The organism is Streptomyces sp. UNOC14_S4 (assembly GCF_020740835.1).
Classification (GTDB): Bacteria; Actinomycetota; Actinomycetes; order Streptomycetales; family Streptomycetaceae; genus Streptomyces.
On the sequence record NZ_JAINFC010000231.1, the window covers coordinates 1 to 11396 of the forward strand.

Sequence of the window (11396 nt, forward strand, 5' to 3'; positions counted from 1 at the left end):
CGATACGGGGAGGCAACAGCAACTGTAGAGGCCACGGCCCTCTCCGGGGGCAGGATGCCCCACTGCCACCGCCCGCGGGACGTGCGTGAATCCGGGCCCCACGCCCGGAATCGGTGCGATATCGGTGTGATCCGGACGCAGCGGCCGCCTGTGGGCGGCCGCTGCGTGGCGGGCGGCGGCGCGGCACCGGTGCGCCGCCGCCGGTCGGGGCCGGTCGGGGCCCGGTCGGATCAGCCTTCCGCGGCCCGGACCACGGGGGTGCTGTTCTCCTGCACCGCGTGCGTCATGTCCCGGCAGAAGGGGACGTTGCCGGTGTTGGAGACGTGGCCGCCGTGGACCCACGTGGGCCGGTCCCGCAGCAGGTACCAGGTGTCGCTGTTGTTGATCCGCTGTGCGCGGACCTTGCAGCGCAGACCCGCCTTGGTGTTGTGGGTGAGGGTGGCCCGCACCGGGGAGTCCGTGCTGGGGTAGGCCCGCTCGTTGAGGCCGGTGGTGCTGGTGATGGTGCCGTAGGGCTGGCCCGGGACGGGCACCGGTGCAGCCGCTTGGACAGGTGTGGCCGCCAGCATCCCCCCGGCCAGCACGGCCACCGAGAATGCCACGCCACGAGTCCTGAGTGTCTGGGTCATAAACAGCTCCCTGTTGTCCGGAGTGGAAAACGCATTGCCGACGTTCCACCGCCCCACCAGCGGTAAACCGGAATAAATCGACATAGACCCAAACAGGCTCATGCCTATGTATCGACTGCCGGACAAACCGTCAGGAAGCCTTCAGGCAGGAGGCTCCTCGGCAGGCTCCGCAGGAGGCTCCCGCGGCGGCTTCCGCCGCGACTCCCCGGGCGCCTTCTCCTTGCGGGCGCGGCTGGGCTGGACCCGCTTCGGCTCGCCCTTCATCTTGGGGTGCTCGGGAGGGTAGGGCAGATCGCCCAGGCCGTGCTCGCGCTCGTCGCGGTCGGCGAGCTCCAGGGCCGCGTCCAGGTCGCAGGGCCGGTCCTCCATCCCCGCGTGCACGTCGCCCACTTCGGCGTAGCGGGCGGGCATGGTGGCCAGGTCGAAGTCCTCGGGGACCGCGTCCGGCACTTCCTCCCACCGGAGCGGCGCGGAGACCGGGGCGTGCGGCCGGGGGCGTACGGAGTAGGCGCTGGCGATGGTGCGGTCGCGCGCGGTCTGGTTGTAGTCCACGAAGACCTTCTCGCCGCGCTCCTCCTTCCACCACTTCGTGGTGACACCGCGCGGCGCGCGGCGTTCCAGCTCCCGGGCCACGGCGATCGCGGCGCGCCGCACCTGGACGAAGGTCCACCGGGGCCTGATCGGCACGAAGACATGCAGGCCGCGCCCGCCGGAGGTCTTCGGCCAGCCGGTGAGCCCGAGCTCCTCCAGCACGCCGCGCAGGTCGAGGGCGGCCCGCACGGCGTCGGCGTACGTGGTGCCGGGCTGCGGGTCGAGGTCGATGCGCAGCTCGTCCGGGTGGTCGGTGTCGGAGCGCCGGACCGGCCAGGGGTGGAAGGTCAGGCACCCCAGGTTCGCCGCCCACACGACGGCCGCCACCTCGCCGGGGCACAGCTCGTCGGCGTACCGCCCGCTGGGAAACGAGATCCGGCCCGTCGGAATCCAGTCCGGGAGATTCCGCGGGGCGCGCTTCTGGAAAAACGACTCGCCGCCGACTCCGTCCGGGTAACGTTCGAGCGTCGTCGGCCGGTCGCGGAGCGCGCGGACGATTCCGTCCCCCACACTCAGGTAATAGCGGGCGACGTCGTACTTGGTGAATCCGCGCTCCGGGAAATACACCTTGTCCGGATGCGAAAGCCGCACCACCCGCTCGCCGATGGTGAGTTCCATTGCCTCGCCCATGTCCTCACGCTAAGCGGACCCGTGGTGCCCCACAACACACGCGGGAACCGACGGGCGCGAGAGCGGGCGGGGCCGCACAATCACGGGCATGGACCTGCCCGTCATGCCGCCGCTGCGGCCGATGCTGGCCAAGCCCGCGTCGGCGATTCCCCCCGGCATGCAGTACGAGGCGAAATGGGACGGCTTCCGGGCCATCGTCTTCCGCGACGGCGACACCGTCGAGCTGGGCAGCCGCACCGCCAAACCGCTCACCCGCTATTTCCCCGAGGTCGTCCGGGCCCTGCTGGCGCAGCTGCCGCCGCGCTGCGTCCTGGACGGGGAAATCGTCATCGCCCGCGAGGGGCGCCTGGACTTCGACGCCCTGCTCGAACGCATTCACCCGGCCGCCTCCCGCGTCACCCACCTGGCGGAGGTCACCCCGGCGAGTTTCGTCGCGTTCGACCTGCTCGCCCTCGGTGACGCCGCGCTGCTGGACACCGCGCAGCACGCGCGCCGCGAGGCGCTGGCCGATGCACTGCGGGACGTCCGGGCACCCCTGCACCTGGCGCCCGTGACGCTCGACGAGGCCACGGCGCGCGTCTGGTTCGAGCGGTTCGAGGGCGCGGGTCTCGACGGCGTGATCGCCAAGCCGCCGGACCTCCCGTACCGGCCGGGCGAGCGCGTCATGATCAAGGTCAAGCACGAGCGGACCGCCGACTGCGTGGTGGCGGGCCTGCGCCTGCACAAGAGCGGCCCGGTCGTCGGCTCCCTGCTGCTCGGGCTGTACGACGCGAAGGGTGCCCTCCAGCATGTGGGCGTGTGCGCGTCGTTCCCCATGCGGCGCCGCCAGGAGCTGATGACGGAGCTGGAGCCGCTGCGCATGGGGAGCGCCGAGGGACACCCCTGGGAGCGGTGGACGGACCCGGACGCGCAGGCCGCGGGACGGTTGCCCGGCGGGCCCTCCCGCTGGACGGGGACGAAGGACCTGTCGTGGCTGCCACTGCGTCCGGAGCGGGTCTGCGAGGTGGCGTACGACCATCTGCAGGGGACCCGTTTCCGGCACACCACGCAGTTCCGGCGCTGGCGGCCCGACCGGGAACCCGGGCAGTGCACGTACGCGCAGCTGGAGGAGACGGCCCGCTTCGACCTCGCCGACGTGCTCGGTGAGGACTGAGGTCAGTTCTGGGTCCGCTGGGTGACAGGAGCGTCGGTGCGGTCGCCGAGGAACTCGTACCAGCGGCGCTGCAGGCATACGTAGCGGGTGTCCGCCTCGACCAGCCGGAGGAACGAGGTCACCGTTTCCGCCAGCCGGTCCTGGTGCCCGCTGTCGGCGAGGTCGCCCTCCTCGGTGAAGGCCTCGTGGGCGCGGGCGAGGCTGAACATGTCCGGGTAGACACGGGCGCCGAGGTGTTCGAGCGGGACGCGCAGGGCCCACAGGCCGCGGTTGCCGCCGACCATGGAGGGCGACGCCGAGACCAGCAGGGCCTGCTTGTCCTTGAAGGGCTGCGGCCGGAAGCGGGAGACCCAGTCGATGGCGTTCTTCACGATGCCCGGCACCGAGGCGTTGTACTCGGGGGAGGCGATCACCAGGGCGTCGTTCGCCTCGATCCGGTCGCGGAGGGCCTGCGCGCCCGCTGGCAGGCCCTCCGCGGCCTCAACGTCCCCGTCGTACACCGGCATGGTGAACTCCCCCATGTGGGCGGGGTCCGCGGTGGCGCCCGCCTGGTCGACGAGCCTGGTCACGAGTGCGGCGAGCCGGGCGTTGAGCGAGTCGCCGCGGAGTGACGCGCCGAGGGTCAGGACACGCGTCGGCGGGGGCGGTGCGTCGGTGGCCATGCGGTCCTCCTCAGGGTGATCCCGCGTCGGCCGGCTCTTCCGTGGGTGGTGTCGGACGCGGGACGTCCAGCTTCCGCCGTCACCGGGCAGCGCGCACGCAACGACGCCCGGCCGACCGGGTTCTCTTGTGCGCCCCGTCCCGCTGTGCCGCGTTCTGCCACCGTTCCCCCACCGGGCCGAATCACGCCGCACATCACGCGGGCCATCGTCGGAATTCCAGGCGGAGCCGAACATCCCCGGAATTCCGGGGAAATCGAGCGGGATTATCCGACCGTCAAACCCAACGCACCTCAGCGTTTCGCCCACATGGGTCAACGCGCTCATATCAATGGACCACAGTTCGCAAGGTCCCACCGCGCCCCCGGGCGTTTCGGCTACCAGCGGGGGCTCTCATCTGCTGTATTTCTCGCCGTATGCCGATCGCCCGCCGTCGGGCCCGGGCGGCGGCCGTCGAGAGAGGTCACACACCGCATGAGCATCAACCGCACTCTCCACCACGCCGCGGCCGCCACCGCGCTGACCGCCGTCCTCGGTGCCGCCTCCGTCCCCGGCGCCTTCGCCCAGGGCCCGCACCCGGCACCGTCCGGCAAGGCCGCCGCCCGGGACGGGCAGCGCGCGGACGGTGGCGGCTGGCGAGGGGGCGGGCTGTCGCTCAGCGCCTCCGAGAACCGGAAGGTCGACGAGTTCCTCGCCCGCGCGCGGGACGCCGAACAGGCGATCAGCCCCGAGATGCGGGCGGTCGCCGTGGCCGGTCATGCCACCCTGATCGGCTTCGACCAGCGGCTGAAGTCCGAGGACGCGCTCAAGCGCAGCGTCGCCTCGTCGCTCAGGTCGCCGGGCCAGAGCGTCGACGCCACGCTCGCCCGGATCGGCGACTCGCTCAGCTACACGCTGGAATGGCCTGACGGCCGGTACGCCAAGGGGGTCTCCGCCGTCTCCTCGATGCTGGCGAGCTGGGGCAACGACAACGTCAGATGGGCCAACGCGTGGGGCCGCGAGAACAGCGCCAAGGGGATCGGCTCGTCGTGGCGCGACCCGCAGTCCGGCCATGTCTTCGAGGTGCAGTTCCACACCCCGTCGAGCAAGTGGGCGCAGGACGTGACCCGCAAGCTGCGCGAGGAGCAGCGGCTCCGCGGCACTTCGGCGGAGCGGGCGAAGGAGCTCCAGGAACAGCAGGAAGCGATCTTCGCGTCGGTGCCCGTCCCCGACGGCGCACCGGCCCTGGGCGCCCCACCCGCACGCCGCCCGGTAACGGCCACCCGCACCGCACAGAGCGCCCTGTAAGGGGCGCGGGGCCGCTGCATTGTGCGGCTCCGCCGCGCGGGCGCGCCCAGCCCCCACCGGACCCGCGGACAAAGGCACCAGACGGACACGGGTGAACCAAGCGGAGCGCTCCCGCTCGGCGCAATTTTCCGGCAGGTCCGGAATCGAGCCCGTGTCCGCTTCGGCTCAGGGCGCCGCCTGCCTCACCGTGGACTACGGCACGGGCGCGCTCCGCCCGGCCGACCCCTTCGGCCCCGTACCCACGGCCGTGCCGTCCGACAACGCAGGAGACATCGATGATCTTCATCGTCGTGAAGATGAACGTACGCCCCGAGTACCGTGACAAGTGGCTCGACCTCGTCGGTGATTTCACCCGGGCGACGCGCGAGGAGCCGGGCAACCTCTTCTTCGAGTGGTCCAAGAGCGTCGACAACCCGAACCAGTTCGTGCTGGTCGAGGGCTTCGCCTCCCGTGAGGCCGGGGACGCGCACGTCAATTCCGCGCACTTCAAGGAAGCCATGGACAACATGGCCGAGGCCATCGCGACCACCCCGCAGATCGTCAGCACCGAGGCGCCGGGCAACGGCTGGTCGGCCATGGCGGAGCTCACCCCCCGCCACGTCTGACCGAATGACCGAAAGCGCCCGCCGGGAGGCCGGTCGGCGGCGATTCCCGTGTCGCCGCCGACCGGCTTTCCGGTGTCCGGCCGCTCCCGACGCGTACCGGCCTCGCGGCTCCCGCTCCCGAAATCTCCTTGACGGTTTCTCCGGCACTCGTGAACGGTGTGCTGACCCGACGGAGAGGGCGGCACATGGGCGAGAACAAGGAACGCATGCTGGCCGGTGACTGGTACCTGCCGGTAGACGACGAACTGCGCGCGGCTTCCCTGCGCCGGGAGGAGCTGTGCGCGGCGTACAACGCGGGCGTCCTTCCCCCGAAGGAGCGCCGCGCGCTCCTCGAAGAGCTGCTCGGGTCGGTCGGGCACGGGGTCCGCATCCGGGCGCCGTTCCACTGCGATTTCGGCTCCCACATCCGCGTCGGCGCCGGCACGTTCGTCAATTTCGGCGCGGTGTTTCTCGACGCCGCACCGATCACCATCGGCGAGGACGTACAGATCGGTCCGAACGTCCAGCTCCTGACGCCGCTGCACGAAATGGACGCGGCGCGGCGACGGGAGGGATGGGAGAAGGCATTGCCCGTCACGATCGGGGACAACGTCTGGCTGGGCGGCGGGGTCATCGTCTGCCCCGGAGTGAGCATCGGCGCCGACACGGTGGTCGGCGCGGGGTCCGTCGTCACCAGGGATCTTCCGTCCGGCGTGCTGGCCGTCGGAAATCCGGCCCGGGTCGTACGGAAGCTCGACGGGGAGCGGTCCGGGTGAGCGAGGGCCCGGGACGGACTGGCCGGGAATCGCCGACGGGCCCACGCATCCCGCGCGACGCTCATTGACAGCCGAGTTGCCGCCAGGAATGTGAAGCAGCCGTGAAGGCGGTGGCTCACCAGCCCGGCCGACTCACCGGGGTCCGCCCGCTTCCGGGCGGACCTTCCGGACACCCGTGGGCGATTCCGGCCGGGACGGCACGGGGCCGCAACCGCTCAACGACCTTCGTTGTCGTACTTATCATGAGTGCAGAAGCGAAGAAGAGAGCAACCGGAACGGCCCTCGCACGCCGACTGGGAGTACTTCTCGGAGCGGTGGGCCTGGCGGCCCCGCTGACGCTCGCGGTCGGTGGCACGGCGCACGCGACCGCACCGACGTGCACGACGCGGACGGGCCCGCACCAGAAGGACGTCGAGAAGTTCCTGGGCAGACCGGCCGACGGCCGCCAGTCCCCGGAGGACTGCCGCGCGATCCAGGACTACCAGATGCGGCACGGCATCCGGCCCGACATCGGCTACGCGGGCCCGGTGACGTGGGCCGCCATGCAGGAGGAGATCACTCGCCGCGATCCCAACGCTGCCGGGAAGTGCCCCGTCGACGAGGGGCGGGTCGCCTGCGTCGACCTCACCCGCCAGATCAGCTGGGTACAGGACGGCAGGTCCGTCCGGTTCGGCCCGGTGCCGGTGCGCACCGGGCGGGAAGGCAACGGGACCCGGACGGGCTCCAAGAGGATCTACTGGCGTTCGGCCGACCACTGGTCGACCCTCTACAACGTCCGCATGCCGTATGCCCAGTTCTTCGACGGCGGACAGGCGTTCCACGCCATCGAGGGCAGCGTCTGGTCGCCGCCCGGCTCGCACGGCTGCGTCAACATGCGCGCGTCGGACGCGAAGACGTACTGGTCCATGCTCCACAACGGCGACAACGTCTTCGTCTACGGCCGGAAGCCCGGCACCTGAGGAAGGGGGCGGCGGGCGCGACGCGCCCGGCCGTCTTTGACGAATCGATCCTGCGAACACCCTTACGAGTGAAGTGAGTTCATTCCCCCTTCCGCCGCCCAGGTCGCTCGGATAGAACTCGGAGGGAAAGGCGCCACGCCTTCGCTCACGGCGCCACGCCTTCGCTCAACGCTTCACTCAGCGCTTCACTCAACGGGGGTAGTACAGAATGGCGACGCATGCCCCAGGGCCCGCGCAGGAGCCCGCCGCACCGCACCCCGAGTTCCAGGGGTTCGTCGATCTCTCCGTCCGCCTGACGGGCTTCGACGCCTACGATCTGCACGCGACCGGCATGGTCCGGCTCTATCACGACACCGTGCTCGACCAGCTCGGCCGGGAGACGGTCGGGCGTTTCCTCGCCGCCGTGGAGACGGCCGGGGGCGACCCGGACCGGCTGGCCGGCGAGGAAGCGCGCGACATCGCCCGTGCCATCACCCACCTGTGGTACTTGGGCGTCTGGCCGCAGCTCTCGCGCGCGGTCCACACCGCGCTCGGCCGGGAGCGGGCGAACGCCGCGTTCACCGTCTCCCCCGAGGCGTACACGGAAGGGCTGGTCTGGCGGACCTTCCACGGCCACCCCGCGGGCGCCAAACCGCCCGGCTTCGGCACCTGGGCAGCCCCTCCTCCCGGTGCCGGAGGATCGGTGCTCTCGTCGGCGGTCTCATCGGCGGTCTCATCGGCGCTCTCGTCAGGGCTCTCGCCGGTGCCCTCCGGCCCGGCGGACGGAGGGGCCTCGTGAGCACCGCACCGCACCCGGCCGGGCAGTGCCGGTACGACGCGATCGTGGTCGGGGCGGGACTGGCGGGCACGCTCGTCGCCAAGGAGCTCGGCGACCGGGGCTGGCGCGTCCTCGTCCTGGAGGCGGGCACCGACACCCTCAGCACCTGGCCCGGCCACCTCGACGCCCTCGACACGTATTACACGGCCCTGGCCAAGGTCCCCAACTCCCCCTACCGGCCCAATCCCGACGCGCCCTCGCCCGATCTCCTCGACCTCGAAGGGCTGCCCGACGGCGGCTACCGCACGCACGGCTACCTCCTGCAGAACGGCCCCCTGCCCTACGGCACCGACTATCTACGGGCCAACGGCGGCACCACGCTGCACTGGCTCGGTCTCACCCCGCGCATGCTCCCGGAGGACTTCACCGTCCGCAGTGCCTTCGATTACGGCCGGGACTGGCCGATCGGCTACGCCGACCTGGAGGCCCACTACCGCGCGGCCGAGCGGGAGCTGGGCGTCGCGGGTGACGCCGCCGAGCAGGCCGAGGCGCTCGGCCTGCCCTTCCCCGAGGGGTACGTCTACCCGATGCGGGAGATCCCCCGCAGCCATCTGGACCACGTCGTCGCCGCGGCCGTCGACGGCGTCCGCGTCACGGATTCCGCGGGCGCCCCGGACACGATGCTCCGCGTGGTCACCACTCCGCACGCCCGCAACAGCACGCCGAACCCGCGCTACGACGAGGGCCGGGGCTACCGTCCGGTCGGCGCGGTGGGCCTGCCCGACTACGGCGAGCGGTGCGTGGGCAACGCCTCCTGCGTGCCGATCTGTCCTGTCCAGGCCAAGTACACCCCGCTCAAGACCCAGGCCCGCTGGGACCACCGGGTCACCCTCGTCACCCACGCCGCTGTGAGCCGCGTCCTGACCCACGGCAACGGCCGCGCCTACGGCGTCGAATATCTCGCCTACGACGACCCCGCGGCAGCGGCGCACACGGTCCGCACCGCCGAGGCCGACATCGTGGTCCTCGCGGCGCACGCCGTCGAGAACGCCAAACTGCTCCTGCTCTCCGGGCTCGCCGGGCGCAGCGGCCAGGTCGGGCGCAATCTCATGGACCACCCGGTGCTGCTCACCTGGGGGCTGCTGCCCGGCCCCACCGGCCCCTTCCGCGGCCCCGCCTCGACCTCCGGTCTGGAGGGATTCCGTACGGGCCCCGCCCGGCGGAACCGCGCCCCTTTCCGCATCGAGATCAGCAACTGGGGCTGGAACTGGCCGACCGGCGCCCCGGCCAGTGACGTCGCCCGGCTGCTCGGCATCACCGGTGACTCCGGCCGGCCCCGCGGGAAGCCCCTGTTCGGGAGCGAGCTGCGCACCGCCCTGGGGGACGGGATCAGCCGTCAGTTCTCCCTCCAGTTCGCGCTGGAGCAGGGCGCCGAGAGCCGCAACCGGGTCACCCTCGACCCGAGCCGCCGCGACCGGCTCGGCATCCCCCGGCCGCTCCTGACGTACGACCTGTCCGACCATGTGAAGCGCGGCATGGTCGCCGCGAAGGCCGTCTCCGACCGGATCTTCGGCCTGCTCGGCGCGGAGGACCGCACGGCCTACGGGCCCGGCCCCTTCTCCCCCGGCCACTTCCGTTTCGAGGGTGGCGACTGGGTCTTCCACGGCGCCGGGCACGGAGCGGGCACCCACGTCATGGGGGGCTCGCGCGACACCTCCGTGGTCGACCCGTGGCAGCGCTGCTGGGAGCACCCCAATCTCTACGCGGTCGGCTGCGGCAGCATGCCGTCGGTGGGCACCTCCAACCCGTCCCTGACCCTGGCGGCCCTCGCCCTGCGCAGCAGCGAACAGATCCACCGCGACCTCACCGCGCTCCACCGGCCGGTGGACGTACGGCCCGCGCACGCGTCAGCCCACGCGCCCGTCACCGTGCTCCCCGGGCCCGCCGAGCACACCGGGCCCCTGGGTTCCTCTCCGCCGGATCCTCCTCCGCCGGTTCCTTCTTCACCAACCCCGACCACCGATTCCGGAGCGGGCGCCGTCCCGTCCCCCGCCACCCCTCGGACGAGTTAGGAGGACGACGGCCATGGCGACCGTCCGCCCTTCCGTCACGCACGACGGCCCTCCCGACGACACCGACCTCCCGGAGCAGCTCGCGCTGGTCGAGGAACCCCCGTTCCGCGTCCCGCGCGACCGCGCCGACCTGCATGTCTTCCTCCAGGCCGCGCTGACGCTGGAACACCTCACCATCCCGCCCTACCTCACGGCGATGTACACCCTGCGCCCCGGCACCAATCGCCCCGCCTTCTACACGATCCGGGCCATCGTGCTGGAGGAGATGCTCCATATGGCGTTGGTCGCCAACGTGCTGAACGCCGTCGACGGCAGCCCGCTGGTGGCGCACTCCCGCTTCGTCACGGGCTACCCCGCCCGGCTGCCGTACAGCAAGGAGCACTTCCCCGTCGCTCTGCGGCACTTCGGCGACAAGGCCCTGGAGACCTTCCTGCGTATCGAGCGCCCGGAGTACGTGGCCGAACCACCCGGCCACCCCTCGGTCGCGGACGACGGCGGGTGGACCTCGATCGGCCAGTTCTACAGGACGATCGGCACGGGCCTGGTCCGGCTGGCGGAGGAGCTCGGCGAGGAAGAGCTCTTCCGCGGCGACCCGCGCCGCCAGCTCGGCCCGGAGCACTTCTACAACTCCGGCGGCGAGCTCTTCCCCGTCACCGGCCTGGCCTCCGCCCTCGAAGCGCTGCGCGTCATCACCGAGCAGGGCGAGGGCGTGGACCGGACCGTCTTCGACTCGGACGACCGCCTCTTCGGGGAAGCCCGGGAGCCCGCGCACTACTTCCGCTTCGACGAGCTCCGCCGGGAGCGCGCCTACGGACCGTACGACACACCGGCGTCAGGACCGACGGGTCCTGCCGTCGAAGTCGACCGGGAAGCCGTCTACCGCATCGACCCCGCCGCCAAAGCGGCCCACTTCCCCGAGGGCAGCGCGGTGCGGCACGCCGCCGACCGCTTCAACGAGGCGTACGCCGGGCTCCTGTGCGTTCTGGAACGGGCCTTCACGGGAGAGCCGGAGAGCCTGGGGCAAACGGTGCCGATGATGGCGGAGCTGCGGGGGCTGGCGGAGGGCCTGTACCGGAATCCGCACCCGGACCCGGCGAAACGGAGGCGGGGGCTGCATGCCAGCGCGACGTACGAACCGTTGTTCACCCGGGTCGGGGCGCCCCATCAGGGGCGTGGGGAACTGCGCGACCAGCCACGACGGACCTGAGGCCGCGCACCGAGCGCACCACCCACCCCAGTGGGCGCAGCTCGGACGAAGGAGGTGACGCCGGGCCGCAAGGCTCACACGGGGTCCGGGGG

General features: G+C 71.8%; 11 protein-coding genes. 8 read left to right on the top strand and 3 right to left on the bottom strand.

What is annotated here, in order from left to right; genetic code table 11:
* Window positions 1-230 precede the first annotated feature (230 nt).
* Both K6I34_RS20775 and ligD read right to left on the bottom strand, forming a co-directional pair.
* A complete protein-coding gene (locus tag K6I34_RS20775) occupies window positions 231-629 on the bottom strand; it encodes an SH3 domain-containing protein (RefSeq protein ID WP_229327819.1) in 399 nt (132 codons plus the stop codon).
* A gap of 141 nt (window positions 630-770) precedes the next feature.
* Window positions 771-1850 (bottom strand): non-homologous end-joining DNA ligase, encoded by a 1080-nt coding sequence (gene ligD / locus K6I34_RS20780; RefSeq protein ID WP_229327820.1) that lies wholly within the window; start codon window positions 1848-1850, stop codon window positions 771-773.
* 88 nt (window positions 1851-1938) lie between these two features.
* On the opposite strand from ligD, the gene K6I34_RS20785 reads away from it, so the two are divergent.
* Window positions 1939-3003 (top strand): ATP-dependent DNA ligase, encoded by a 1065-nt coding sequence (locus K6I34_RS20785; protein WP_229327821.1) that lies wholly within the window; start codon window positions 1939-1941, stop codon window positions 3001-3003.
* A 2-nt stretch (window positions 3004-3005) separates the two neighbouring features.
* Here the strand turns inward: K6I34_RS20785 and K6I34_RS20790 are convergent, their stop codons facing one another.
* Window positions 3006-3665 (bottom strand): NADPH-dependent FMN reductase, encoded by a 660-nt coding sequence (locus K6I34_RS20790; RefSeq protein ID WP_229327822.1) that lies wholly within the window; start codon window positions 3663-3665, stop codon window positions 3006-3008.
* A 471-nt stretch (window positions 3666-4136) separates the two neighbouring features.
* On the opposite strand from K6I34_RS20790, the gene K6I34_RS20795 reads away from it, so the two are divergent.
* The 7 genes from K6I34_RS20795 (at window position 4137) to K6I34_RS20825 (ending at window position 11304) form a co-directional block, all read left to right on the top strand.
* A complete protein-coding gene (locus K6I34_RS20795; RefSeq protein ID WP_229327823.1) occupies window positions 4137-4949 on the top strand; it encodes an ATP nucleotide 3'-pyrophosphokinase in 813 nt (270 codons plus the stop codon).
* Window positions 4950-5224: 275 nt separating this feature from the next.
* The gene (locus K6I34_RS20800) at window positions 5225-5554 is read left to right on the top strand and encodes a putative quinol monooxygenase (protein WP_121802213.1); all 330 of its coding nucleotides are present in this window, start codon (window positions 5225-5227) and stop codon (window positions 5552-5554) included.
* A 185-nt stretch (window positions 5555-5739) separates the two neighbouring features.
* Window positions 5740-6309 carry a sugar O-acetyltransferase gene (locus tag K6I34_RS20805; protein WP_229327824.1) on the top strand — a complete coding sequence of 190 codons (570 nt, stop codon included), beginning with the start codon at window positions 5740-5742 and terminating at the stop codon, window positions 6307-6309.
* 242 nt (window positions 6310-6551) lie between these two features.
* Window positions 6552-7268 carry a L,D-transpeptidase family protein gene (locus K6I34_RS20810; protein ID WP_229327825.1) on the top strand — a complete coding sequence of 239 codons (717 nt, stop codon included), beginning with the start codon at window positions 6552-6554 and terminating at the stop codon, window positions 7266-7268.
* A 208-nt stretch (window positions 7269-7476) separates the two neighbouring features.
* The gene (locus tag K6I34_RS20815) at window positions 7477-8046 is read left to right on the top strand and encodes a sorbitol dehydrogenase family protein (RefSeq protein WP_229327826.1); all 570 of its coding nucleotides are present in this window, start codon (window positions 7477-7479) and stop codon (window positions 8044-8046) included.
* A complete protein-coding gene (locus K6I34_RS20820) occupies window positions 8043-10097 on the top strand; it encodes a GMC family oxidoreductase (RefSeq protein ID WP_229327827.1) in 2055 nt (684 codons plus the stop codon). The genes K6I34_RS20815 and K6I34_RS20820 overlap by 4 nt, the downstream gene beginning before the upstream one ends.
* A gap of 13 nt (window positions 10098-10110) precedes the next feature.
* Window positions 10111-11304: a ferritin-like protein gene (locus tag K6I34_RS20825; protein WP_229327828.1), complete on the top strand. Its 1194-nt coding sequence runs from the start codon at window positions 10111-10113 to the stop codon at window positions 11302-11304.
* Window positions 11305-11396 lie beyond the last annotated feature (92 nt).